The 25297-nt window shown below is 62.4% G+C and carries 21 protein-coding genes; 13 read left to right on the top strand and 8 right to left on the bottom strand.

Annotated elements, in window-relative coordinates; genetic code table 11:
• Positions 1 to 3 precede the first annotated feature (3 nt).
• The 3 genes from AC1DVN_RS16075 to AC1DVN_RS16065 form a co-directional block, all read right to left on the bottom strand.
• Positions 4 to 591 carry a sugar O-acetyltransferase gene (locus AC1DVN_RS16075; RefSeq protein ID WP_037120624.1) on the bottom strand — a complete coding sequence of 196 codons (588 nt, stop codon included), beginning with the start codon at positions 589 to 591 and terminating at the stop codon, positions 4 to 6.
• 258 nt (positions 592 to 849) lie between these two features.
• Entirely contained in the window at positions 850 to 1935 is a 1086-nt protein-coding gene (locus AC1DVN_RS16070) for an ABC transporter substrate-binding protein (RefSeq protein WP_080910289.1), read from the bottom strand.
• Between the two features lie 74 nt (positions 1936 to 2009).
• Positions 2010 to 2840, bottom strand: coding sequence for a siderophore-interacting protein (locus AC1DVN_RS16065; protein WP_477994025.1), 831 nt, complete (start codon positions 2838 to 2840; stop codon positions 2010 to 2012).
• 171 nt (positions 2841 to 3011) lie between these two features.
• Between AC1DVN_RS16065 and AC1DVN_RS16060 the strand changes: the two genes are divergently transcribed.
• The gene (locus tag AC1DVN_RS16060; RefSeq protein WP_477994024.1) at positions 3012 to 4598 is read left to right on the top strand and encodes a helix-turn-helix domain-containing protein; all 1587 of its coding nucleotides are present in this window, start codon (positions 3012 to 3014) and stop codon (positions 4596 to 4598) included.
• A gap of 30 nt (positions 4599 to 4628) precedes the next feature.
• Here AC1DVN_RS16060 and AC1DVN_RS16055 read toward each other — a convergent pair whose 3' ends face one another.
• Complete coding sequence (locus AC1DVN_RS16055; protein WP_042953267.1) at positions 4629 to 4943, bottom strand: hypothetical protein; 315 nt, start codon at positions 4941 to 4943, stop codon at positions 4629 to 4631.
• Positions 4944 to 5117: 174 nt separating this feature from the next.
• Here AC1DVN_RS16055 and AC1DVN_RS16050 point away from each other — a divergent pair, with 174 nt between their 5' ends.
• Together AC1DVN_RS16050 and AC1DVN_RS16045 are read left to right on the top strand one after the other, a co-directional pair.
• Entirely contained in the window at positions 5118 to 6233 is a 1116-nt protein-coding gene (locus AC1DVN_RS16050; protein ID WP_092765547.1) for an agmatine deiminase family protein, read from the top strand.
• Positions 6234 to 6269: 36 nt separating this feature from the next.
• Positions 6270 to 6842 (top strand): TetR/AcrR family transcriptional regulator, encoded by a 573-nt coding sequence (locus AC1DVN_RS16045; RefSeq protein WP_046379538.1) that lies wholly within the window; start codon positions 6270 to 6272, stop codon positions 6840 to 6842.
• A gap of 3 nt (positions 6843 to 6845) precedes the next feature.
• Here AC1DVN_RS16045 and AC1DVN_RS16040 read toward each other — a convergent pair whose 3' ends face one another.
• Complete coding sequence (locus AC1DVN_RS16040; protein ID WP_021333340.1) at positions 6846 to 7502, bottom strand: TetR/AcrR family transcriptional regulator; 657 nt, start codon at positions 7500 to 7502, stop codon at positions 6846 to 6848.
• Positions 7503 to 7669: 167 nt separating this feature from the next.
• Between AC1DVN_RS16040 and AC1DVN_RS16035 the strand changes: the two genes are divergently transcribed.
• Genes AC1DVN_RS16035 through AC1DVN_RS16010 form a run of 6 tightly spaced genes read left to right on the top strand, consistent with a single transcriptional unit; the run spans position 7670 to position 15447 of the window.
• On the top strand, positions 7670 to 9058 hold the full coding sequence (locus AC1DVN_RS16035; RefSeq protein ID WP_175470368.1) for a flavin-containing monooxygenase: 1389 nt from the start codon (positions 7670 to 7672) through the stop codon (positions 9056 to 9058).
• Entirely contained in the window at positions 9055 to 10209 is a 1155-nt protein-coding gene (locus AC1DVN_RS16030) for an EstA family serine hydrolase (RefSeq protein ID WP_019745886.1), read from the top strand. Before AC1DVN_RS16035 ends, AC1DVN_RS16030 begins: the two co-directional genes overlap by 4 nt.
• Complete coding sequence (locus tag AC1DVN_RS16025) at positions 10206 to 11246, top strand: NAD(P)-dependent alcohol dehydrogenase (protein ID WP_020909584.1); 1041 nt, start codon at positions 10206 to 10208, stop codon at positions 11244 to 11246. The genes AC1DVN_RS16030 and AC1DVN_RS16025 overlap by 4 nt, the downstream gene beginning before the upstream one ends.
• Before the next feature lie 19 nt (positions 11247 to 11265).
• On the top strand, positions 11266 to 12927 hold the full coding sequence (casG, locus tag AC1DVN_RS16020) for a steroid-24-oyl-CoA synthetase (RefSeq protein WP_092765492.1): 1662 nt from the start codon (positions 11266 to 11268) through the stop codon (positions 12925 to 12927).
• Entirely contained in the window at positions 12924 to 14669 is a 1746-nt protein-coding gene (locus AC1DVN_RS16015; protein WP_092765491.1) for an N-acyl-D-amino-acid deacylase family protein, read from the top strand. Before casG ends, AC1DVN_RS16015 begins: the two co-directional genes overlap by 4 nt.
• Positions 14659 to 15447, top strand: a complete 789-nt coding sequence (locus AC1DVN_RS16010; protein WP_029256589.1) for an SDR family NAD(P)-dependent oxidoreductase — start codon at positions 14659 to 14661, stop codon at positions 15445 to 15447. Before AC1DVN_RS16015 ends, AC1DVN_RS16010 begins: the two co-directional genes overlap by 11 nt.
• Before the next feature lie 2 nt (positions 15448 to 15449).
• Here AC1DVN_RS16010 and AC1DVN_RS16005 read toward each other — a convergent pair whose 3' ends face one another.
• The 3 genes from AC1DVN_RS16005 to AC1DVN_RS15995 form a co-directional block, all read right to left on the bottom strand.
• On the bottom strand, positions 15450 to 15929 hold the full coding sequence (locus AC1DVN_RS16005) for a carboxymuconolactone decarboxylase family protein (RefSeq protein WP_003943220.1): 480 nt from the start codon (positions 15927 to 15929) through the stop codon (positions 15450 to 15452).
• A complete protein-coding gene (locus AC1DVN_RS16000; protein ID WP_477994023.1) occupies positions 15926 to 17050 on the bottom strand; it encodes an NAD(P)H-dependent amine dehydrogenase family protein in 1125 nt (374 codons plus the stop codon). Before AC1DVN_RS16000 ends, AC1DVN_RS16005 begins: the two co-directional genes overlap by 4 nt.
• 61 nt (positions 17051 to 17111) lie before the next feature.
• Positions 17112 to 17792 (bottom strand): NUDIX hydrolase, encoded by a 681-nt coding sequence (locus tag AC1DVN_RS15995; protein WP_477994022.1) that lies wholly within the window; start codon positions 17790 to 17792, stop codon positions 17112 to 17114.
• Between the two features lie 78 nt (positions 17793 to 17870).
• Here AC1DVN_RS15995 and AC1DVN_RS15990 point away from each other — a divergent pair, with 78 nt between their 5' ends.
• The 4 genes from AC1DVN_RS15990 to AC1DVN_RS15975 all read left to right on the top strand — a co-directional run bounded on the left by AC1DVN_RS15990 (position 17871) and on the right by AC1DVN_RS15975 (position 25224).
• Complete coding sequence (locus AC1DVN_RS15990) at positions 17871 to 19808, top strand: O-acetyl-ADP-ribose deacetylase (RefSeq protein WP_477994021.1); 1938 nt, start codon at positions 17871 to 17873, stop codon at positions 19806 to 19808.
• A 303-nt stretch (positions 19809 to 20111) separates the two neighbouring features.
• Positions 20112 to 21221: an Ig-like domain-containing protein gene (locus AC1DVN_RS15985; RefSeq protein ID WP_021333332.1), complete on the top strand. Its 1110-nt coding sequence runs from the start codon at positions 20112 to 20114 to the stop codon at positions 21219 to 21221.
• A gap of 29 nt (positions 21222 to 21250) precedes the next feature.
• Positions 21251 to 22996, top strand: a complete 1746-nt coding sequence (locus tag AC1DVN_RS15980; RefSeq protein WP_264613532.1) for an Ig-like domain-containing protein — start codon at positions 21251 to 21253, stop codon at positions 22994 to 22996.
• A gap of 104 nt (positions 22997 to 23100) precedes the next feature.
• Positions 23101 to 25224 carry a phosphocholine-specific phospholipase C gene (locus AC1DVN_RS15975; RefSeq protein WP_477994020.1) on the top strand — a complete coding sequence of 708 codons (2124 nt, stop codon included), beginning with the start codon at positions 23101 to 23103 and terminating at the stop codon, positions 25222 to 25224.
• Positions 25225 to 25297 lie beyond the last annotated feature (73 nt).

Genomic DNA, 25297 nt, shown 5'->3' with positions numbered 1-25297 from the left:
GCCCTAGTGCTCGCGTTGCAGTCCTTCTACTTCGGCAGGTGTACGACGGACAACCCTTGCAGGCGATCCAGCAGCAACGACGTGATCGGGAATGTCATGCAACACCACACTTCCGGCACCGATCACGGCGTTATGACCGATCGAAACTCCTGCACCGACGGTGACGGAGGCACCGAGCCACGTGTTCTCGCCGATGACGATCGGAGCCGCTCGCTCCCATCCCTCGCGGCGCCGTCGATGATCATCGACAGGGTGCAACGCTGTCATCAGCTGGGCTCCAGGCCCGATCCTCACGTCCGCACCGATCGTGATCAGCGCATCATCCATGAAGAACCCGTTCGCGTTGACGAATGCGTTGGCTCCGAGCCGAATGTTGTGTCCGTAGCTGCATTGGAACCGCGGCACCACCAAAGCTCCGTCACCTACCTCACCAAAAAGGCTGGCGAGAGCCCGTGAGCGGACAGCATCGTCGTCCGCCGCAGCCCCATTGAACGAGTCGAGTCGACGCCAACACTCCAGCCGCCGCTGCCGCAGCTCTTCATCATCGAGATACCACTCGCCACGAGCAAGACGATCCGCCTGTTCTCCCACCCGCGGATCGTCGCACACCGCGCCACCGCACTCCGACTGGGCACACCGCACCCCACCGAGCGCTACAACGCGGCGGCTCCAATGCAGCCCGGACGGCGAACGGGATCGCACACCTTTACCGCCGGACCGATCACCCCGGGTAGCGCGACTTTTTTGTTCCATCGGTGGCCCCAACCCCGGACACCTGCTGTACGAACAACCCGTCGCCACACAATCATGTGGCGACGGGTGAGTGCTTTCCGTTCTCCAGTTGTACGCCTACAGCTTCGCGCTGATGAGCGGCACGATATGTTCAGCCGCCCACGTCGTTCCGATCGGGCCACCGCTCGTGATTGCCCACAGAACATCCCCGCCGTCGGCGGTGCGAGGAGGCAGGCCAACCCAATGACCGGAGGACACAGCGCCGAGAGCTTGGAAGAGCTTCCCGCCGGTCAGCTTGTCGAAATCCTCTTCGCTGCCGGCGGCACTGCGACCGATCAGCAGGAAATCCGCATCGATGTTCTCGAGAAGTTCCTCTCCGACCGTGCTCTGGGTGACGAACTCCTTCGCACGCGGATTCTCGGCGAAACCAAGCTCACCCAGGAATGTTGCCGGCGCCGAACCTGGCGCTGAAAGATACTGCAACCCATTGCCCGTGCCGTAGAAGATCGCCCAAGTCGCAGTCAGACCCGCGAGTTGCGGGTTTTCCTCACGCACTTTGGCGAAGTACTGATCATGCTCTGCCACAACCTTTTCAGCCGCATTCGAGAGATCGAGGGTCTCGCCCAGAACACGGATCGACTCCTTCCACGGCACGAGCATCCGCGACTTTGTGTCGGGGCTCGTCACCACCGGTGCGATGGAGGACAAACGCTCGTAGTAATCACCCATGGACAAACCACCCAGGCCGTCAGCCCAGCCGACGGCGACGATGAGGTCCGGTTCGCTCGCGGCGATCGCTTCGACGGGAAGTGTTCCGCCCATCGCGAACTCGAAGGTGTCGAGATTCTCTGCGTCGTAAGGCAACAAGTACGACTGGGAAGCCGATTCCTTCACCATCGACGAGGAGAGGACAGGTTTGACGCCGAGCGCGAGGAGCATTTCCGTGTCGACGGCGTTGGGCACGATGGCGGCGATCCGCTCCGGTCGCTTCTCGAGAATACTTGTACCGTATGGCGATTCCAGGGTCAGCGGGTAGGTGGTCGTTCCTTCCGCAGCGGGCAGGGCGTTCCCCTCCGAACCGGGAGAGGATGCCGTTTTCGAGTCTTCGGCCGAGGCCGAGCACCCGGTTACGAGGAGCGCTGCGGCGAGCGCGGCCCCGATCAGTCCGGTGATCCGTGATCGTCTGGTGCGCAGGACTGTCATTTCTGCCTTTCGGTGTTATCGAGCACTTTCGGTGTTGCTGAGGTGAAGGGTGTTGGGTGAGCGATGGAGCCAGGTCAGGAATCTGCGCGCACGGCCCCGCCGCGTTTCCAGTAGCCGGTGAAATCGATGTCGGTCTTCACAATTCCTCGATCACGAATCAAATGACGACGAAGCGAGCGAACCGTCGCCTGTTCGCCTGCAAGCCAAGCGAATACGCGTCCGTCAGGCCATTCGGCAGCACTGACCGCGTCGAGCAACAAAGTAGTGGCGCCGGGCTCGGCCCCCTCGCGCGGCAACCACGTGACACTCACCCCGGACAACTCGCGCACCGATTGGATGTGAGCCGAGTCCGCAATTTCGACGAACACATGCCCCCTGGCATCGGCGGGCAATTCCTCGAGCAGACGTGCGATCGCCGGCAACGCGGTCTCGTCACCGACGGCCAGCAGATACTCGTGATCTTCCGGGAGTCCCTGCGATACAGAGGGGCCCGCGATGTGCATTCGGTCGCCCGGGCTGGCGTCCCGCGCCCAGGTGGTAGCCACTCCGTCGCCGTGAACGACGAAATCGACGTCGAGTTCCCTTGTTTGCGGATCGTAGCGGCGCACGGTGTATGCGCGGGCAAGCGGACGGCGCCCCGCAGCGAAAGTCACACTGCCGTCGACCATTACCGGCAGGACCGGGTCGGTTTCGCCGGGGTAGGTGAACAGCAACCGGATGTCGTCGTCGAAGCCCGTACTCGCGAAGGCGGGTTCGGCAATTCCGTCGGCGTTGGTGAAGGTGTCGAGTTGGACTCCGGTGAGCGTCACTCTCCGCATGCCCGGCGTCACCTCTGTCACCCGATGTACCTCGAGTTCACGCAAGGTAACGGGGTACGCCGTTGTCGGACGGGTGTTTCGGGGCACGGAAAGTCTCCTCGGAAGCGCACAGACGGGGGTCCGGCCCACGTTCGATCACGACGGGCGGGCCAATAAATAAAGCTAGCCTGCCCTAATCAGTTAGGGTTATCCGTGCGTGCCGACTTCTTACACTCATCGGTCGGCTGGAAGAGAATGCATCGACGTCGGGAGGGCATCGTGGGACCACGGCTGGTGTTCCCCGCAGGCGAAGTCCCCGAGATCCCCGCTGCTCGGCTCGCCTCGACCGCGAATGAACGCGAGCCACTGCTGTTCTGGGTACATACCGGGCGCGCAGAATTGCAGATCAGCGGCCGTACCCGCAGTGTGACTGCGGGGGCGGCAATCTGGGTACCGGCGGGAATCGCGTACAGCATCCGGGTCGATCCGGGCGCGGTCGCATTTCCCATCCCACTGCCCGCGGCCGACCTGCCGCCCGCGTTGAACCGGGTCATCGACTTCGAGATCCCAGCAGACTGGCAGGACTGGCTCGTCCACCAATTCGCGCACAACTTGGGATTTCTTCGGGGTGAGACGGCAGCGGGAGCCGGACTGATCGAGCTTGTCGCGGGTGTTCACTCCGACGTGGACGACAACTCCCCGTCATACTCCCCACCGCGCTTGCCACGCTCGGCCGAAACCCTCGAGATCGCACGCACGCTGCTTCGGACACCATCCGACGACACCGAACTTTCCCGGTTCGCCCAGCAACTCAAGATCGGTGTCCGCACCCTGCAGCGCCGATTCACCGAGGAAACGGGATTGTCATTCGTGCGCTGGCGTACTTCGGCCCGGATCGCGGCAGCGACCTCATATCTGGCCGCCGGCCGCGAAATCGGCTGGACGGGTAGCCAGGTCGGATTCGCGACACCCGCGGGCTTCACCCGCGCCTTCCGAGAACAAACCGGCATGACACCCACCGACTACGCACGCGCCAACCGGCGCCCGACGCCGCCCCGTGAAGACGAGACCCTGGCGCAGGGCGTTGCATTGTTGTCCGAAGAAGGCGCCCAGTCAGGATCGACACCAGCACCCCCGACGATCCCCGCAAGTGGAACGTGGGCACGGGTCAACGACTTTCACGTCGTTGTCTGGATCTACCGAGGCTCCGCCCGGGTCACTTTCGGCGACCGAACCTGGAATCTGCGACGGGGTGACGCGATGTGGCTTCCCGCTGGAGTGCGCAACAGCGTCGAGATCGCTGAAGGCTCTTTGTTACTTCCCCTCGGATCCCAGCCGGGTGCCTCTCCCGTCGCCGCACCGCCCCCACGTGTGCTGCACTTCGCGCGCGAAGCGCAGGCGTATCTGCTGCACACGGTGGTCGCGAATTACACCCACCTGCGCCCCGAGATCCACGACCCCGCCCGGATCGCGAGGCTGATTCGAAGTGCCGCGGCAGCACCCCTCCCCAGCGGCGATCAGGCCGATCCAGTCGAAACGATCCTTGCCGCACTCCGGGAGAACCCCGCCGATTCGCGCACGCTGCCGGATTGGAGCGCTCGGCTCGGCGTCGACGAGGACATGCTCCTCAAAGACTTCGTAGCGGCCACCGGCCAGAGCTTCCCGCGCTGGCGCGGTCAGTTGCGGATGACCCTCGCCCGCGCTTATCTCGAGGAGGGCCTCGCGGCCGGAGAGACTGCCCGTCGACTCGGATACGCGCACGCGTCCGGATTCACCAAGGTCTTCATCGCGGCTCACGGCATGTCGCCCCGGGACTACCAGCGCCGCGGATGGCGAGGAACGGTCGAAGGACTCATCGACTCGTGACCTTCCGTCGGATAATTCCTTCAGTTCCCACTACACGAACAGTGCGGCAGCCATTCCGGCAAAAACCAGCGAGATGGCAAACAAGTAGAGACGCAGAATACTGCGGTACCTCTTGCGAGCATGCTCCACTTCATACGAGCTACTCAGCGTTCGGAAGAGAACTATGAGCATCAGAGCGACGGCTGTGAACAGTGTGACCACGATGACCCAGTCCGTCGTGGTTTCCACTGGCGCTTTGCCGTCGTCGCGAATTGCCCACTGAGCCAAAAAGTTCAATAAGAACCCCAAGATGATGCCAAGCGAAGTCACCATCGGCTGGCGGGTATCCCGAATGTCATCGTTCATGATCACTACTTTCTTGACTAAATTTTCAGTCAGGAGCTAGTCTCTGTGCAAGCAAGTGAGCGCCAGACGCACCTGGTGTGATCGAACAGTAGCTGGATGTTGCCCCACTCGCGCGCGATGAACAGATTTCTCGAAGACCACACGAGCCCGCGAGAAGCAGAAGGAGTCACCGCAATGCACAGACGTCGGTTCATACAGGCAGGCGCAGCCGCGCTCAGTGGCCTCTTCCTGGCAGGTTGCGGCGATTCCGACTCAGCCTCGGGCGGGAGCAATGGCAGCGACGATCTTCGCGAGTGGGTGATGCCGGAAGAGGGCGATCCGCACAAGCGCACCTGGATGGCGTTCGGCGCCAGTGAAGCGATCTGGGGAGCCGCCCTCCTGCCCGAGGTCCAGCGCAACCTCGCGACGATCGCGCAGACTATCGCGCAGTTCGAGCCCGTCTCGATGCTTGTCCGTTCCGAGGAACTGGACTTGGCACGAACCCTCGTCGGCCCATCGGTCGAACTGATCGCCGCCCCTCTCGACGACCTCTGGATGCGCGACACCGGCCCCGTATTCGTGAAAGGCAACGGGACCAAAGCGGGTATCGATTTCAACTTCAACGGTTGGGGCGAGAAGCAGGATTTTGATCAGGACGGCCAAGTCGCAGCGTTTGTCGCCGCCCGCGCGGGAGTCGAATCATTGCCTACCGACCTGATCCTCGAAGGCGGCGGCATCGAGGTCGACGGCGAAGGAACAGCCATCATCACCGAAAGCTGCGTCCTCAACAACAACCGCAACCCGGGATGGTCGAAGTCGGACGTCGAAGCCGAACTCGGTCCCCTGCTCGGCCTCGACAAGATCATCTGGCTACCGGGAACCGCAGGCAAGGACATCACGGACGGCCACACGGACTTCTACGCCCGCTTCGCGCGACCAGGCGTCGTGGTCGCAGGCCTCGACACGGATCCGGAGTCCTTCGACCACGACGTGACCGCACGCCACCTCGAGATTCTCGAGAACGCGACCGACGCCCAGGGGCGGAAGCTGGAAGTGGTTGTTCTCGAGGCACCTGTTTCGATCAGGCCGCAGTTCGAATCAGATGATTTCGCAGCCGGATACATCAACTTTTACGTGTGCAACGGAGCAGTCATCGCCCCTGAATTCGGTGATCCCGAGGCCGACCAGGCTGCCAGAAGTGAATTGGAGCGCCTCTTCCCCGACCGTCGCGTCGTGCAGATCAACATCGACGCCATTGCCGCCGGTGGTGGCGGCATTCACTGCACCACCCAGCAGGAACCTGCGGACTAGAAGCCCGTCCCGACCACCCTCGTAGAATTCGGACTCGTGTCGAACCGTCAAACGGAAATCTTGGAAGCGGCAGTCCGCGTCATCGCCCAGCACGGCGTGCGCGGGCTGAGAGTGGAAACGCTCGCCGCCGAGGCGGGGGTGTCGACCGCGCTGATCTACTACCACTTCCAGAACCGCGCCGGTGTGCTGCGCCGGGCCCTCGATCACATCAACGATCGCGCCGCGCTGTACACCGAGGATGCCTTCACGGAAACAGACCCGCGCGCGCAGCTCGACCAGATGCTCCTGCTGGAGTTTCAGAACTCGCCGAAGATTCGCGAAAACAGCATTGCATGGGGCGAACTTCGGGCAAGCGCCGTCTTCGCAGACGAGCTACGCGAATCACTACGTACCACAACGCAGAAATGGGCAGACGACGTCGAATCCTTGATCCGGCAAGCTCAGGACGTCGGCCTCGCTGATCCGAAGGCAAGCCCGGCCGACGCCGCCGAACGACTCACTGCACTGGTCGAAGGCCTGAGTGAACGCTGGCTGAGCGGCTCGATTTCCATCGAACGAGCAAGAGAACTCCTCATCGGTGCGATCAGCGTGGAGATCGATCCGAGCTAGCCCCTACCGCTCGTCGCCGCCCTTGGATTCCGGCGACAGGGCCGGGAACCAGATGTCGGTCAGAACCTCGGCCGCCTGCATCCGAGTCACATCGATCGTCCCCTGCACGGCCCAGCGTGTGAAGAATCGCTCCAGCTGGCTCACGAGCAATTCGACGCGCAACCTCGCCTCGTCATGCTGTTCCACCGGCCACCGACCCAGATACTTGGGCATGGCATTCGGTAGTTCGGTCATACCGTCTCGCGCTGTCTCGCGGAACTCCGGTTCGAGTGCCACGGCCTCGTCCCACGCCGGCAGCAGGCGCTTGTTCTCGTCGAACCAGTCGAAGGCACGTTCCAGCCATGCGGTGAACTCCACGCGAGAGTTCGTGTCGAGGACCCGATCGAGATCGATGTAGAAAGCGAACGCACTCGCCGCCATCCCGGCCGCGCCGATCGTCTTGAGCATCTCCACCTTGCTGGCGAAATGCACGTAGAACGTGGCTCTACTGCATCCGACGACCGAGGAGATGTCGTCGACCGTGACAGCCGCGTATCCCCGTTCCTCGAACAGAGTGCGTGCGGCGTCCACGAGTTTGGCCCGCGTCGCGCGTTTCTGCTCGTCGCGAAGTGTTCCCCGCCTGTTCTTCGGGCCATCGGTAGTCGTGCTCACGTCGCCCACCTTGCTCGCATTTCGACTTCCTGGCAAATCACCGACTCACCGTCATCAAAAAACATTGCGTCATTCATTGACACATCGTCAGCGAATGGCGCACTATGACTCAAGTCACTTCTCGGGCTTCGATTCTTCTTCGCGCACGCCCGAGACAGAACAGAAAGCGATGGCGAATGAGCCCCTCCCCCTTGCCGAGCGTCTGCATCATCGGCGCCGGGCCTACCGGAATCACGACGGCCAAGCGAATGAAGGAATTCGGAATACCCTTCGACTGCTACGAAGCGTCCGACGAGGTCGGCGGAAACTGGTACTACAAGAACCCCAACGGAATGTCGGCCTGCTACCAGAGCCTGCATATCGACACGTCGAAGTGGCGCTTGGCATTCGAGGACTTCCCGGTCTCTGCCGACCTTCCCGATTTCCCCCACCATTCCGAACTCTTCCAGTACTTCAAGGACTACGTCGAGCATTTCGGCCTGCGTGAGTCGATCATCTTCAACACCAGTGTTGTTGCCGCAGAGCGTGATGCAAACGGACTGTGGACGATCACGCGCTCGGACGGCGAAGTCCGTACCTACGACGTCCTGATGGTCTGCAATGGTCACCACTGGGATCCCAACATCCCGGATTACCCAGGCGAGTTCGACGGCGTCCTCATGCACAGCCACAGCTACAACGACCCGTTCGATCCGATCGACATGCGCGGCAAGAAAGTAGTCGTGGTCGGAATGGGGAACTCCGGCTTGGACATTGCTTCCGAACTGGGGCAGAGATACCTCGCCGACAAGCTCATCGTCTCGGCGCGCCGCGGCGTGTGGGTGTTGCCGAAATACCTGGGCGGCGTGCCGGGAGACAAACTGATCACCCCGCCCTGGATGCCTCGGGGGCTGCGCCTGTTCCTGAGTCGTCGATTCCTCGGCAAGAACCTGGGAACCATGGAGGGCTACGGACTACCCAAGCCAGATCACCGCCCCTTCGAGGCACATCCGTCAGCCAGTGGCGAGTTCTTGGGACGCGCCGGGTCCGGCGACATCACCTTCAAGCCGGCGATCACCAAACTCGACGGAAAGCAGGTTCATTTCGCCGACGGCACCGCCGAGGACGTCGACGTGGTCGTCTGCGCCACCGGCTACAACATCAGCTTCCCCTTCTTCGACGACCCGAACCTGCTGCCGGACAAAGACAACCGATTCCCACTCTTTAAACGCATGATGAAGCCCGGAATCGACAACCTCTTCTTCATGGGACTCGCTCAGCCCATGCCGACGCTCGTCAACTTCGCCGAGCAGCAGAGCAAGCTCGTCGCGGCCTACCTCACCGGGAAATACCAACTGCCGTCCGCGAACGAGATGCAGGAGATCACCAAGGCCGACGAGGCGTACTTCCTCGCCCCCTATTACAAGTCACCGCGCCACACCATTCAGCTCGAGTTCGACCCGTACGTCCGCAACATGAACAAGGAAATTGCCAAGGGCACCAAGCGTGCCGCGGCCTCGGGAAACAAGCTACCTGTCGCGGCGCGTGCAGCCGCACACGAACTCGAGAAGGCGGATCGCGCATGAGCACGGTGAACGGTCACTGCAACAACGAGTTCGAAGCCGTCCGCACCGCCTTCGAGGCGCAACTCGAATCCGGTGAGGAGTTGGGTGGCTCCATCGCCATCACCGTCGACGGAGAAGCAGTAGTAGACATCTGGGGCGGATACGCCGACGAATCCCGTACCACTCCTTGGGGTCCGGACACCATCGTCAACACCTTCTCCATCACCAAGACCATGACGGCTCTGTGTGCGCTCCTGCTGGTCGAACGCGGCCAATTGGACGTGTACCAGAAGGTTGCTCACTACTGGCCCGAATTTGCGGTAAACGGCAAGGAGGACATCGAAGTTCGCCACCTCCTATCGCATACGTCTGGCGTCTCCGGTTGGGAGCGCCCGATCGAACTGACGGACATCTACGACCTCGAGACGTCCACCGCTCGCCTCGCTACCCAGAAGCCTTGGTGGACCCCGGGTACGGCGTCGGGCTATCACGCGATCAACTACGGCCATCTCGTCGGTGAAGTCATTCGTCGCATCGACGGTCGGACCCTCGGCAGGTTCTTTGCCGAAGAGCTTGCCGGTCCACTGGGAGCCGACTTCCACATCGGCACGTCCGCAGAGCATTTCGGTCGAATAGCCACCATGGTTCCGCCGCCCGCGTTGGAGTTCGACCTGTCCACGCTCGACCAGGACAGCATCTTCATCAAGACCCTGACCTGCCCACTGCTCGACTACCCCGAGGTCAACACCGCGCCCTGGCGGGAGGCCGAGATCGGCGCAGTCAACGGCCACGGCAACGCACGTTCTATCGCTCGGATCCAATCCGTGATCTCGAACGGTGGTGTGCTCGACGGCCAGAAGCTGCTCTCGCAGAGCACCATCGACCTGATCTTCGAGATCCAAGCCGACGGTATCGACCTCGGGATCATGACTCCGCTCAAGTTCGGCATCGGATACGGACTGCCGCACCCGGATACCGCACCCCTGGTTCCCGACGGACGCGCCTGCTGGTGGGCCGGTATCGGCGGCTCGATGCTGGTCAACGATCTGGACCGCCGGATGACTTTCGCCTACGTCATGAACAAGATGGCACCCGGTCTGATCGGGTCCGACCGCAGCAACGCCTATCTGAGCGCTGCGTACAACTCCGAGATCAGCGAGGTCAGTTCATGAAGGCAGCTCAGCTCATGGGGCCTGGTCTCCTCGAGATCAACGACGTGCCGATCCCCGAGATCAGCCCATCGGAACTGCTGATTCGGGTGGGCGCAGCGGGAATCTGCCACTCCGATCTGCATCTCCTGCACTTTCCGTACAAGATGCGCGAAGAACCGCTGACCATCGGCCACGAAATTGCCGGAACGATCGAAGCCGTCGGGAGTGGCGTCGACGGCCGTTCCGTCGGAGAGCGTGGCGTCGTCTACCTGTGCTGGTCCTGTGGACAGTGCCGAGAATGCATGAGCGGCAACGAGAACATGTGCCTCGCCGCTGGGCGCACCGCGATGCCGCCCTGCCCCGGGCTCGGTCCCGAAGGCGGGATGGCCGAGTACGTCAAGATCCCGGCTCGCTCATTCGTACCCATCGGAGACCTCGACTTCCTGCAGGCCGCACCGCTCGCCGATGCAGCACTGACGAGCTACCACGCCATTCGCGGCGCACGCGAACATCTCCAGCCCGGTGCCACCGCCGTCGTGATCGGCGTCGGCGGACTCGGTCACGTTGCAGTACAGATACTTCGCGCAATCAGTGCCGTGCGCATCATCGCCGTCGATGTCGGACAGGATCAACTCGATCTCGCCAAACGTTGCGGCGCCGACATCACGCTCGAATCGGGACCGGACACCGCGCAGCACATCCTCGACCTCACGTCGGCCAGAGGCGCAGAAGTCATCTTCGACTTCGTCGGTATCGACGCAACTGCACAGATGTCCGTTCAAGCGGTTGCGCCGAACGGCGCGTATCGCATGGTGGGTCTCGGAGGCGGAAACCCGGGAATCACAGCCGAAGCTGCCGGCGGACCGGGCTGGCCGTGGGGCGCATCGATCCGGAAGTCCTATGGCGGCACCAGAAACGACCTCGTCGATTCCATCGCCCTGGCACAGGCCGGTCTGGTAACGGTAGAAGTAGCCCGCTTCGACCTCGCTGATGCCCGCGACGCACTCGACCGTCTCGAACACGGCAAGGTCACCGGACGCGCAGTGCTCGTACCCTAATCTTCGAAAGGCACTTCACGTGACTACTTCCGCTGATACACAAGCATTCATCGCGTCCGTCATGGCTGGGCTGACCGGCCCTGGTGGTCCTTTCGAGATGCAAGTCGAGGATGTACTCGGCAGCTCGATGCCCGTCATGAAGAACCGTGACAAGGCACTCGGCGACGTGCTCGCTGCATCCTTCGATTACGGATCACGCGACTACCTGGTGACCAAGGACCGACGCTTCAGCTACCTCGAGCACGGCGAGGCCGTAGCAGCATTGGCCACTGCGCTGCGCGAGCGTTACGGCGTTCGCAAGGGCGATCGGGTGGGCATCCTCGCCGCCAATACGCCGGAATGGGTGATGACCTTCTGGGCGGCTCAGTCGCTTGGCGCCATCGCCGTCGGGTTCAACTCGTGGTGGGTGGCCCGTGAAGTGCAATACGGCATCGATCACACCACTCCCACCGTGGTGATCGCCGACGCCAAACGCGCACAAGTTCTTTCCGAAGTGAACACCGATGTTCCCGTGCTCACGATGGAAGAAGATCTACCGGCCTTGATTGAGAAGTATTCGGGTTCTGCACTGCCCCGCACGTCCGTCGACGAGGACGATCCGGCCGTCATTCTTTACACGAGCGGAACCAGCGGCCGCCCCAAGGGAGCTGTTCACACTCATCGAAACGTGTTGGCCGTCATCGACTACCACCGCTACAGCGATCGCCTCGCTGCGGCGTTCACCGGCCGACCCAGTGACGGCCGGCCCAGTGACTTGCGGTATCTGCTGACCGCGCCGCTGTTTCACATTGCAAGCCTGCATAACCTGGCGATCCCACGACTCGCGACGGGCGGAGCCGTGGTCATCCATCAGGGCGCCTTCGACGTCGACGAAGTCCTTTCCCTTGTCGAACGCGAGAAGGTCACCAACTGGGCGGTTGTCCCCACCATGGCAACCCGTCTCCTCGAACATGGCAGTCTCGAGAAGTACGACCTGACCTCACTGAGCGCCTTTGCACTCGCGTCTGCGCCGTCATCTCCGGCTTTGCAAGACCGCCTGCGCGCACGACTGCCTTTTGCGCAGCACACCTTGGTCGACAGTTACGGGCTCACCGAATCCTCCACCGGCATTTCGGTTGCCACGCCACCAGAACTCGCCGCGTTCCCCGGAACTCTCGGACGGCCCATCATCGGTGTGAGTGTGGAGGTCCGTGATCCATTCGGTGTTGCGGTTCCCGACGGCGAGGAGGGCGAAATCTGCGCTCGCAGTCCGTATGTGATGTCGGGATACTGGAACGACGAGACTGCAACTGCTGCCGCCATCGGTCCCGACCGATGGCTCCGAACCGGCGACTTCGGAGTTCTCGAAGACGGCCGACTCCGCCTGACGGGCCGCCGGTCCGATCTGATCCTGCGCGGCGGCGAGAACGTCTACCCTCTCGAAATCGAGCAGTGCATCGACGAGCATCCCGCGGTACTCGAATGCGCTGTGATCGGCATTGATTCGGCAGACCTCGGCCAAGAAGTGGCGGCCGTTGTGGTTCTTCGCAGCGAGGGAGCGGCGACCGAAGAAGAACTACGCGACTATGTCGCCGAACGACTGGCCTACTTCAAGGTGCCGGTGAAGTGGAAACTGAGCACAACTCCTCTGCCTCGCAATGCAACCGGGAAGACGATACGCGCAAAGGTGGCTATCTCATGACCTACGACGCCGTGATCAACAACGGTCTGTGGTTCGACGGCACCGGGGCGAAACCAGCTGTCCGCAATCTGGGTATCAGAGGCGGGCTGGTCACTGCCATCTCCCTCGATCCACTCGACGAAACCGACTGTCCCCGTGTCATCGACGCGCGGCGCAAGTGGGTGATCCCGGGCATCGTGGACATCCACACTCACTACGACGTCGAGATCCTCGAAGGCCCGGCGCTGAGCGAATCTCTCAGACACGGGGTCACGTCGATCTTTGTCGGATCGTGTTCCCTGTCCACCATTCACGCCAGCCCGTCGGACGCCGGCGACCTTTTCGGCCGCGTCGAAGCTATCCCACGCAAGCACGTCGTCGAATCACTCACGCGGGCCAAGACCTGGAACTCCGCGAGAGAGTATGTTGCTGCACTCGAGGCGCTTCCGCTAGGTCCCAACATTGCAGCCTTCATCGGACACTCCGACATGCGAGCCGCCGAGATGGGACTGGATCGTGCTACCCGGAAGGGCGTGCACCCCACCGACACCGAACTCGCGTCGATGGAAGCACAGTTGACCGAAGCTCTCGACGCAGGATTCGTCGGGATGTCCAGTCAGCAATTGTTGTTCGACAAACTCGACGGTGAGACCTGCCGCTCACGCACGCTGCCGTCGACGTATGCAACCACGAAAGAACGACGCCGACTCAATGCGATCCTGCGCCGCCGAGGACGGGTATTTCAGGCCGGACCTGACCTCTCCAACCCGATGAGTACCGGAGCGATGGCGTTCTCCAGTGCGGGTATCTGGCGTAGGCGACTCAAGACGAGCATGCTTTCGGCGGCCGACATCAAGTCCAACAAGTTGGCCGTGGTGATCCTCGGCCCACTGGCACACTTGGTCAATCGACTCGGCGGCGACCTGCGCTGGCAGCACCTGCCAGTTCCCTTCGAGGTATATGCCGACGGCATCGACCTGGTTGTCTTCGAGGAGTTCGGATCCGGCGCTGCAGCACTGCATCTGACCGACGAGATGGAACGCAACGTTCTGATGCAGAGCGAGAAGTACCGTCGGCAATTCCGCAAGGACTACGATCAAAAATTCGGCGTCAAAGTCTGGCACCGCGACTTCTTCGACGCCGAAATCGTCTCCTGCCCCGACGAATCCCTTGTCGGCAAGAGCTTCGGGCAGGTCGGCGTCGAACGAGGCGGCCTCCACCCTGTCGATGCATTCCTGGATCTGGTCCTCGAACACGGCACGAAAGTGCGTTGGCGCACAACCATCTCGAACCACCGACCGGAGATTCTGGACAAGTTCGCCCAGGACAACGGCGTCCAACTCGGGTTCTCCGACGCCGGAGCGCATTTGCGCAACATGGCGTTCTACAACTTCGGCTTACGACTGCTACGACGTGTCTACGATGCCCAAAAGGTCGGCCGTCCCTTCATGACCGTCGAGGCAGCGGTGCATCGCCTCACCGGCGAACTGGCCGAGTGGTACGACGTCGATGCCGGGCACCTTCGATTAGGTGACCGCGCCGACCTGGTTGTGATCGATCCCGCCCATCTCGACGATTCACTCGAGGCGTACGCCGAAAGTCCGGTCGCGGAGTACGACAACCTCTCCCGCATGGTCAATCGCAATGATCAGACCGTCACCGCAGTGTTCGTCGGCGGCGAGTACGTCTTCGGCGACGGAGAAGCAGCACCCGTTCTCGGCAACCGCCGAACCGGAAAGTTCTTGAAAGCAGGTGCCCATTAACACGTCCAGATTTGCCGGCAAAACCGCGGTTGTCACCGGCGCAGCATCAGGTATCGGTGCAGCCATCGCACTACGACTTATCGGCGAAGGCGCACAGGTAGCCGGAATAGACATCGATGCAGAGGGTTTGAAGGAGATAGCCTCCCAGCACGGCGCGTCTTTCCTCGCCGTTCCCGCTGACGTCACCAAGGAATCCGATGTTGCCGAGGCTATTGCCGCTGCGGCTGCGGAATTCGGCGGTATCGATCTGGCTTTCAACGTTGCCGGAGCGTCGAGGGTGGGGCAGATCGTCGACCTCGACGAGGCCGACTGGGACTTCACCATCGACCTGGTGCAGAAGGGCGTCTTCCTCTGCACCAAACATGAAGCGCGGCATATCCGAGAGCACGGTCGCGGTGGTGCGATAGTCAACGTGTCCTCATTGAACGCGCACGTGCCGAGCCCCTACGGGAGCGCGTACGCGACAGGCAAAGCCGGGGTCGAGATGTTCAGCAAGAATGCCGCGATCGAACTCGCTGCGTCGGGGATCCGGGTCAATGCCGTTCTACCCGGCCTGGTCGACACGCCACTGGTCGCGCCGGTCATGAACTACGAACCCGCCCGCGACATGTTTCTCAGCCGAATCCCCATGTCCCGAGCGGCAACTCCCGACGAGATCGCGGGCCCCTGCCTCTATCTCGCCAGCGACGACGCCTCGTACATCACCGGAACCAGTCTCGTCGTCGACGGCGGCTGGGAGGTCTCGAACTACCCGGATCTGACGACGCTGGGCAACTAGGTTCAGTTGCCGGGCAACACACATTGAGTATCGAGGCCGAGGACGTGGTTGAGCCGGCCGAAGGCCAACCACGATCCGAGGCACATGCTCAATTCGACGATTTCTCGCTGGGAGTAGTGAGCTGTCATGCGTTCCCAGAACTCGTCGTCGAGCCCGTGGTGGTCGAGGGCGTATCTCTCGGCGTATTCGGCAGCGAGGCGTGTCCTGTCGTCGAAGGCATCTGTGGTGCGCCAGTCGGTGACAGACTGATCGAACGTCGACTCCACAGTCTCGCCGTCACGCTCGGTGCGCCAGTCCTGACAGAAGATGCACCCGTTGATCTGAGCGATCCGAAGCCTGGCCGCCTCGAACTCGCGGAGTCCGAGAGTGCCGTCCGTGTAAACCTTTTGGGAGAACCCGGCGGCCGCGGGCCCGATGCCGGGAACCATCTCGCCCCACACGTAGCCGATCGGGTTCTTGCCTTCGGGTATGTCGATATTCATGTGAGTACCTCCGAGTTTCGGGCACCGAGCTTGCCGACGCCGGGTGTGAGCGGAACGTCCAGCGCGTCGTATAGGCCGGGTTCAGCCATACGTAGCCACGGAATTGCGTTGACGAGACGTCCTACGGCCGTGGCATTTCCACCGGCCGCGCGGTTTCCACCTTCATCGGTGGCTTCGACGTTGATCTCGATTCGTGGTCGTCCTTCGACGATCACCTTGTGCGCGCCGTCGCCTCCTTCGGGCGGGAGCGGCCAGTCGCGGGCACAGGACGGATGAATACGCGTGACGTGTTCGATCACGATCAGGGGTTCCCCGCCGACGATTCCCTGAACCTCGAATCGCAGTGCGCCTTGGGTGCCGGCCGCGAACTCCCCCATATGTTCGGTCGACACGGTTTCCTCGAGCGGGCGGCGCAGCAAGGTCTCGCGGATCTCGTCGAGTTCCACCCCGAGCGCTCGGGCGATGAGCCGAATCTGCCCGCCCCAGACCATGGAGGGAACACTGGGCGCGACCATCGGAGGTTCGTAGTCCATCGGCTGACCCATCCCGATCAGGTAGCGGACAGAATCCGGCTGTTCGTAGGTCGTGTAGTCGAAGATTTCCTGACACCGGATCTGGTCGATTGTCCCCGCGAGCCCGCTGACGAGAATCGGCAGGATGTCGTTGCCCCAGCCTGGGTCGATACCGGAGACGAACAGAGCGCCGCCGCCCGTCTTGGCGGCAGCCTCGACGGGATCACGAAGTTCGGGAGGCGCAGATTTCGGGTCGTACAGCGCATATACCGACGGCGTGACCACTACAGCTCCGGCGGCCAGCGCCCGCGTGATGTCGGCAACCGCGTCGTCGGGCCGAATGTCGCCGGACGCCGCGTAGACCACCGCGCCGGGGGACGCTGCGAGCACGGCATCGGCGTCGTCGGTAGCCGCGACGCCCAGGTGCACTCCCAGATCGGCGAGGTCACCGGCGTCTCGCCCGACCTTTGCGGGGTTGGCAACGATGACGCCGACAAGTTCGAGGGCCGGATTGGCTGTCACAGCGCGAATCGATGCACGCCCGACGTTGCCGGTACCCCACACGACAGTCGGAATCTTGGACTCGGCTTCATTCGAAACTGCACCCATCAATCGGACATTACCCAGCTCAGCGCGTCAGGTCAGCAGAACTGCAAGAATTCGTTTCACTTCATCCGGTCAAAAATGCCATTGCCTGCGCAGTCAGTGCGCCGTCACCCCGCCTCCGGTACGTCTCGGCGGGTCGGCCGTTACCTGGCCTGCTCATCTCGCCGGTACTTTCGAGCGCGTCGATCACCTGCCGGCGGAAGCTGTCCTTCTGGAACGGACGATCGAAGATCACCTCGTACAGTCCCCGAAGTTCGGCGACGGTGAACGTCCCGCCCGACAATCCGTCCGGATCCACGTACGACGCATACCTCGTGCGTAGGTCCGTGACCGCGAGTCGCACCATGTCGGCGTGATCGAATGCGAGTCCGCTCACTGCCTCGTCGTCGTACACATCGACGAGAAGCGCCGAATCGGGCAGTGCCGATTCCGGTAGGCAAGCCGTGTGTGCGACCGACAAAACCCATCCACGGTCGTCGCGGTCCGGTCGGTCGAAGATCGCCAACTGGTGGAAGCTCGTCTGGGCCAACTCTGCCTTGACCGACAGCGCACGATCGGCTGCGGCCGTGAGCAATTCGCGTTCGTCCAGAAACGTTCCCGGTAGCGCCAGCGCACCGAGACGGTGCCGAACCACCAGAACTTTCAGAGATCCACCGCTGTACGTCAGCACCGCGACGTCCACTGCCACAGACGGACGCGGATAGTCCGCCAATCCCTTGCCGCTCGTGCCTGTCCATTTATTCACCCTTGCATGTTATCTCAAACATGATCTATGGTTAGCGCAAAGTTGATCAAACGATCATCGCGAACCGAAGAGGTGGCTATGAAACTCACCGCACAGCAGTCCGATCGAGCGGCCGGCGTTCTGCTCGGCACCGCAGCAGGAGACGCACTCGGCGCCGGCTACGAATTCACCTACCCGAAGGCCGAGGTCACGATCGACATGATCGGTGGCGGCCCGTTCGACTGGGCGCCGGGAGAATGGACCGACGACACCTCGATGGCAGTTGCGATCGCCGATGTGGCCGCTACCGGAATCGACATCGGAAGCTCTGACGGTCTCGATGCCATTGCAGCACAGTTCATCCGGTGGTACGACTCGAAGCCCGCGGACATCGGCAACCAGACGCGAGCAGTGTTGTCCGTCCGCTCCGAAAGCGCAGCGGCGATGGCGGATCGTGCGCGGGCGATCAGCGGCCGCAAGGCCGGCAACGGCTCGCTCATGCGGACTGCTCCCGTCGCCCTCTCCTACTTGGACGATGCAGAAGGTGCCAGGTCGGCAGCGCACCGGATCAGTTCACTCACGCACGACGACCCGCGTGCCGGACAGGCGTGTGAGTTGTGGACCCATGCCATCCGCCATGCCGTTGTCGCCGGCAACTTCGACGGCGTTCGCGGCTTCCTCTCCGTTGCCGATCAGGAGGTAGCCGAATACTGGGGCCCGCTGCTCGATCAGGCCGAAACCGGGAACCCGCAGGACTTCTCCAAGAACGGTTGGGTGGTGCATGCACTTCAGACTGCTTGGTGGGCCATCACTTCCACGGACAATGCCGACGCTCGCCACCTCCAGTACGCATTGGAAGCAGCCGTACGAGCCGGCGGGGACACCGACACGACTGCGGCCATCGCGGGTGGCCTTCTCGGCGCCCGTTGGGGAGCGTCGGCTGTTCCCGCCCGCTGGCGCCGAATCATGCACGGCTGGCCGGGATACCGTTCCTCCGATCTGGTTCGCCTGGCGATCAAGACTGCTCGCGGCGGTACCGACGACAAGAACGGATGGCCGTCGACCGCAGAACTCGATTACTCGAAATTCCGCGGAACCCACCACCTGACCACACATCCGCATGACGACGGCGTCACGCTCGGCGGCGTCGATGCGGTGTCCACTGCGGACTACGACGCCGTGGTCAGCCTGTGCCGCATGGGAACACGGCAGGTCAGCTCCGATCACGTCGAGTTCTGGTTGGTCGACGACGGTCACGATTCCAACGCCAACCTCGAGTTCGTTCTCGACGACGCAGCGCGCACCGTCCAGGCGTTGCGGGCCGAGGGAAAGCGCGTACTCCTTCATTGCGTTCAGGCGCACAGTCGCACACCGTCGGTTGCGGCGCGATACTCGATGTTGATCGGACGTGACCCCTACGACGTACGCTCGGCTATGCCGTGGGCTCGCCCGAAGCGTGAACTCTGGAACACGGCAGTCGGAGATACGGCCGTCGGAAACACAGCCGTCGGGTACACAGGAGGATCCATGCCCGCTATTACAGTCGTCGAAGGTGACATCACGACGCTGACCGTCGACGCCATCGTCAATGCGGCCAACTCCAGGCTCCTCGGCGGTGGCGGTGTCGACGGCGCGATCCACCGAGCCGGAGGACCGGAGATCCTGAAGGCCTGCGAGGTATTGCGCAACACCAGCCTTCCCGACGGCCTCCCGGTGGGTGCGGCCGTGGCCACCACCGCCGGAAAGCTCCACGCCAAGGCCGTGATTCACACCGTCGGCCCGAGGTATTCGCGCTCCGAGGACCGATCCGGATTGCTTCGGTCGGCGTACACCCGCAGTCTCGCCGTTGCCGACTCGATCGGCGCACGTACCGTCGCCTTTCCGTTGATCTCGGCAGGGGTCTACGGCTGGCCGAAGGAAGATGCGGTCCGACAGGCCGTTTCAGCGATTCGCGCGGCGAAGACCGAGGTCGAGACGGTCACACTGGTCGCATTCAACAAGGAGACGGCAGAACTGATGCGCCGCGCGATCGCCTGACCGTTTACCGGGCCCACTTCACGCCACGTTAAAGCAGTGCAGAGCGGTCAGTGAAGTGGAGAAATTTCGCCGGTTGGACGTTTGTCCAACAATTTGTCCGAATCGCATATTTTGCGGCTCGCTCTGTGTTCTACTCCTCTCCAGGGTTTGAGCTGGTGGTGAGCAAACGACGAAGACGTATTCGCTTCTCTGTCAGCTCGAGGCCGGTTCCCGGACCCGGCTTCAAGCCGAGAGCTCGATCTTTTCGAGCGCTACTCAAGGAGAATGTGAATGGTGTCGACGTTGATGCGCCGAGGAGTAGGGGTGGCCGCATCCTTGACCGGATGCGTTGCCCTGGTCGTCGGCGGAGCGGGAGTTTCATCCGCCGCTGATGTGAACCTTCCGTTCACGGCATCGTGTCACGGGTGGCAGTTCCCCGGTCCGATCACACACAACGAGACGCGTGATTCCGGCGTCACGATCAGTGCCCCGACCGTGGTTCCGCCGAACTCGACCTTCACCTACCGACTCGCCCCCAAGCCGATGACGGTCCCCAATGACGGCTACGACCTCAGGTCCGTCGTGAACTGGACGCGTCTCAAGTTCGATTTCGACATCCCTGCAGGCACCTCCTACGTGGGGGCGCAGATCGTGGCCGGCACCAGCTCGAATCTGGGTGGGGTCGCCCCGACGATCACGCGGGTGAACGATGCCGGTTCACCCGATCCGAATGGGACGCATCTTCGTATCTCCGGCAACAACATCACGGCGGGCAACGGACCCAACACCGACGACAACGGCGGCGGCGGAATCGAGGTCGGTGGAGGAAAGACGTTCCAGCTCCCGGCAGTCGACGTCACCGTCACGTCAGGGGCTGTGGGAACCCAGATCAAGCCCATGCTCCGCGTTTCCGACACCAACTCCGGTTCCTACGACAGTGCCGCCAACTACCTGACCTTCCTGCAACAGGAGACACTGCTCGGTGGCGTCAAATACTGGCTGACCACCAATTGCTCACCACGCGACAATCGTTCGGCCGGATTGAACGCAGGCGGCCAGCCGCTCGCCGTGATCAATGTCGACTCCAGCCTCGCTCAGACACAGACGCGAATCGACGCACCCGGTAAAGCTGTCGTCGGTGACTCCGTGGAGCTGACGGCAACGGTCACTCCTTGGCCGTCGGGAGGAACAGTGCAGTTCCGTGACGGAGGGGTCGACCTCGGCGCTCCGGTGGCCGTCGTCAACGGCGTCGCGAAGGCCAACCGCACGATGACAACAGCGGGCGACCACAACATCACGGCGTACTACACGGGATCTGCCGGTTTCATGGAATCGATGTCGGGCGCCGTGACGATCAACGTGGTCGAACCGTCCGAGCCCGAGCCTGGCACCGGTAGCCTCGGCAGCCTTGGTACCCCCGGATTCGGGTCTTGAAAACTGTGAGCAGAAACCAGGATTCGTCGATGAACTCGAAACTGTTACGCGGCTCTGCGATTGCAACCGTCTCGGTACTGGCCGGCGGATTGTTCTCCATCGTCGGCGGCGGGACCGCCGCTGCTGCCCCCGAGACCAAGAGCGTGGCCTTCACAACTGCATGCCATGTGCGCGAGATGGACGGTGCGGCAAGCCCGATCACGTTCAACGAGACGCTCGGCTCGGGGGTCACCATCACCGCACCGACCACCGCGGCACCAGGTGAGACCGTCACCTACCGCGTGCAGCCGAACGAGATGAAGGCAAACGGCGGCGGCCATGCCAGCCGTGGAGTCGTGCATTGGGCCCGGATCAAGTACGACTTCGACATCCCGTCGGGCGTCGAATTCGTGAGTTCGCAGCTTGTGGCGGACAGTGCGTACGGCCTCGGATCCGACAGTGCCACTCCAACAGTCACACAGATCGACGACGGCGGTAATCCATCGGCATCCGGTACGCACCTGCGTATCTCCGGATCGAATCGGACCATCGGAAACGGTCCGTCCTCCGCGGTTCGATCGAGTGACGGCATCATCGTCGGTGCCAACACCAAGTTCCGACTCCCCGCAGTCGACGTCACAGTCAAAGCCGGTGCGGCTGGTAGCGAGATCAAGCCTTCGCTGCGAGTTTCCGATCCCGGCTCCGCCAACTACGACGACGACCGAAATGCGCTCACATTCGTCCAGCGCGAGAAGGATGTCTTCACAGTCAACTACTGGGAGCGCTACAACTGCTCCCCGCGGGACAACAGGAACTCCGGCCTCAACGCCGGTGGGCAGGCCCTGACCACCATCTACGTCAGCCAACCGACAACCACCACAATCCAGATGCCCGACTCGATCCAAGCCAGCACACCGACAGAGCTTGTCGCAAAGGTGGATCCGGCTCCGGTCAACGGAAACGTGCAGTTCAGGGTGGACGGCGCTGACGTCGGTACACCTGTCACGCCCGGTGCCGACGGCACTGCCCGGCTACCGCATACCTTCTTCACCGCCGGAACCGCGCGGGTCTCCGCAACGTTCCAGGGAGTCAACGGATTCCAGAGTTCCAACTCGACAGAGGCGATGGTCACGGTGACTGCCGCACCTGTCGTCAAGCAAACCGACACTGCCGTGAACGTTCCTACCGATGCAAAGACGGGCGTATCGGTGTCGCTGAGGGCGCAGGTCACGCCGACCCCCACTGGTGGCACTCTCCAGTTCAAGGATGGCGCTGCAAATATCGGTGCCCCGATCCCGGTGGGCGCTGACGGAAAAGCCACTCTGGAACACGCATTCACCTCGGCCGGATCTCATGCAGTGTCGGCCTACTACTCCGGCGCAACAGGATTCATGCCGTCGATGGCATCGGCCCAAACCGTCACCGTGTCTGATCCCGCGCCGTCCGATGTCACCACCTCGACCTCACTGGCAGCTCCCGCGACGGCCAAGCAGAATGTCGCGGCAGAACTTTCCGCAACGGTCAGTCCTAATCCGGGCGGGGGTTCGGTTCAGTTCTTCGACGGTGACCAACCCATCGGACAACCCGTTGTCGTCGGAGTCGACGGTGTGGCGCGACTGACGCACACTTTCGCATCGACGGGCGATCATCCGATCAAGGCGGCATACGCCGGGCGAAGCGGATTCACGCAGTCTGCGTCGGACGAATCCGTCGTAAAGGTTTCTGCTGCGCCTGATGATGGCGGAAACGGCGGCTCGGGCAGCCTCGGTTCGCTGGGCGGTCTCTTCGGTTCCTGATCGCATTTCTCTCGACACTGTTGCCGCTGCACCGATTCGGAGCAGCGGCAACAGCATGTCGCGGCCGTAGTCATAGCACTGATTGATTGATCGATGGAGCACAAGTGTCCAGGAATTCCTTTTCTCGACGGTCGTTTCTCGCCGCCGGGGTCGGCGCGACTGCAGTCGCCGCCGCTTCCCTTCTGCCGCCGTCGCTTCAACGTGCACTGGCGACACCCGCGAACTCCGGCGGGCTCGATTCGATCGAGCATGTAGTCCTCGTCATGCAGGAGAACAGATCTTTCGACCACTACTACGGCGCTCTGAGGGGTGTTCGCGGCTTCGGGGATCCGAATGCGTTGCGTCTACGCAGCGGCCAAAGCGTCTTCGAACAACCCGGACCTACCGGTCCGGTGCTCCCCTTCCCCATCCGCGATTCCGCTGCGGCACAACGCATGGACACCCAGAACGTCACCGGGCTGGATCACAGCTGGGCGGGCGGACATGCCGCACTCGCCGACGGCTGGCACGACGGTTGGATTGCGGCAAAAACCGGTACGACGATGGCGTACTACGACCGGCAAGACATTCCCTTTCATTACGAACTGGCGGACTCGTTCACGATCTGCGACGCCTACCACTGCTCCGTTCCGACGTCGACGAGCCCCAACCGGAACTATTGGGTCTCTGGATACACCGGATACGAGCCACTTTCGCCGAATCCAACCGAGTCCGTCCTGCCTTCGGATCCGCCCGGCCCCGAGGGAAGAGCTGTAACCAATGCGGCCTACAACCCCTGGCACGCCGGGTACGGATGGACGACGGTTCCCGAGCGGTTGCAGTCCGCCGGCATTTCCTGGAAGACCTACCAAGAGTGGGACAACTTCGGAGACAACAACCTCGAATACTTCACTGCCTTCAAGAAAGTGGCGGCAGGGCTGCTTGGTCGGCCAAGCCTGCTCCCTTACGAACTGCAGACCTTGGCCGGGTTCTATCTCGCCCTGCCGTCGATGCCGGCGCCGGTCCAGGACTCAGCGGTACTGGCCCTCGATAATGCTGCAGACCAACTGTCGCCTGCTGATCGCCAACTCTACGATCGCGCACTGTACCGATCCCGGCCCGGCACACTGGCCGCCGAGTTCAGGAAGGACGTCGAGTCGGGCCGACTGCCGCAAGTCAGTTATCTCGTTCCGTCCGAAGTGGATTCGGAGCACCCATCGGGATCGTCACCTGCGGCGAGCGCAACACTGCTCTATCAAGTGCTCGACGCCGTCGCCTCCGATCCCGATCTGTGGGCGAAGACGGCCGTGATCGTCAACTTCGACGAGAACGACGGGTACTTCGACCATGTACCGCCACCTCGACCACCGCGCTCGGTCGAAACCGAATGGGTCGGCAATCAGCCGCTCGGCCTCGGCCCGAGGGTGCCGATGACGATCATCTCGCCGTGGACTGTTGGCGGTTTCGTTTGTTCACAAGTGTTCGACCACACGTCCGTCACACAATTCCTGGAGAAGCGGTTCGGAATCACGCAGCCGGAAATCGACCCGTGGCGACGCACGGTGAGTGGCGACCTGACGTCGGCGTTCGACTTCGCCAACCCGCGTAGCCGACCGACTTTGGCGCGCCCGCAGCCCACTCCGCCTCTGGAACCGCGGTGGACACCGACCCCACCCACCGAACAGAGAATGCCCCTGCAGGAAAGCGGCACTCGACCAGCACGGGCCCTTCCCTATCAGCCCGACGCCTACACGACGGTGAACCCGGAAACCGGCTCGTTGACGGTCCATCTGGTCAATGCCGGTGCCGCATCAACTCACCTGGCCTTGTACCCGTACGCAGGTGAGTTCGACGAGCCACGGCATTACGACCTCCTGGGCGAGGTCGATGACACCGTTGCGCTCAGTGATCGCGTCTACAGCCTGACCCTGGTGGGTCCCAATGGTTTCAGGCGCGAGTTCAGTGGAGCTACAGACAGTGCGGCAGCCTCGCTCGACGTCTCGACAACCATCGACGCAGGGTCGCGCGCGCTTGTACTGACCGCGAACAATTCCGGAAGTCGTGCACTCTCCGTCGACGTCGACGGAGACCGACGGAAGCTCGCTGCCGGCGCACGCGGCCGGTGGGCGGTGGCGTCGGTGGACGGCTGGTATCAGGCCACCGTGACGGTCGACGAAGATCTTGAATTCAAGCGCGTGCTCGTCGGACACATCGAAAACGGGCGTACCAGCGTAAGCCAACCGACGTGAATCGACACCGAGTGATCAAGACCAGGGCTGAATCCTCAGTCGGACAAGTCAATCCATCCACACATCCAGGAGG

The organism is Rhodococcus sp. P4_E4 (genome assembly GCF_056401575.1).
This window is presented reverse-complemented; position numbering and strand designations above follow the sequence as displayed.

What these genes read in the sequence shown, in the direction of transcription:
- AC1DVN_RS15980 (WP_264613532.1), top strand. Translation starts at nt 21,251, where the DNA reads ATGAACTCGAAACTGTTACGCGGCTCTGCGATTGCAACCGTCTCGGTA.
- AC1DVN_RS16025 (WP_020909584.1), top strand. Translation starts at nt 10,206, where the DNA reads ATGAAGGCAGCTCAGCTCATGGGGCCTGGTCTCCTCGAGATCAACGAC.
- AC1DVN_RS16030 (WP_019745886.1), top strand. Translation starts at nt 9,055, where the DNA reads ATGAGCACGGTGAACGGTCACTGCAACAACGAGTTCGAAGCCGTCCGC.
- AC1DVN_RS16035 (WP_175470368.1), top strand. Translation starts at nt 7,670, where the DNA reads ATGAGCCCCTCCCCCTTGCCGAGCGTCTGCATCATCGGCGCCGGGCCT.
- AC1DVN_RS16050 (WP_092765547.1), top strand. Translation starts at nt 5,118, where the DNA reads ATGCACAGACGTCGGTTCATACAGGCAGGCGCAGCCGCGCTCAGTGGC.
- AC1DVN_RS15990 (WP_477994021.1), top strand. Translation starts at nt 17,871, where the DNA reads ATGAAACTCACCGCACAGCAGTCCGATCGAGCGGCCGGCGTTCTGCTC.
- AC1DVN_RS16055 (WP_042953267.1), bottom strand. Translation starts at nt 4,943, where the DNA reads ATGAACGATGACATTCGGGATACCCGCCAGCCGATGGTGACTTCGCTT.
- AC1DVN_RS16005 (WP_003943220.1), bottom strand. Translation starts at nt 15,929, where the DNA reads ATGAATATCGACATACCCGAAGGCAAGAACCCGATCGGCTACGTGTGG.
- AC1DVN_RS16070 (WP_080910289.1), bottom strand. Translation starts at nt 1,935, where the DNA reads ATGACAGTCCTGCGCACCAGACGATCACGGATCACCGGACTGATCGGG.
- AC1DVN_RS16000 (WP_477994023.1), bottom strand. Translation starts at nt 17,050, where the DNA reads ATGGGTGCAGTTTCGAATGAAGCCGAGTCCAAGATTCCGACTGTCGTG.
- AC1DVN_RS16015 (WP_092765491.1), top strand. Translation starts at nt 12,924, where the DNA reads ATGACCTACGACGCCGTGATCAACAACGGTCTGTGGTTCGACGGCACC.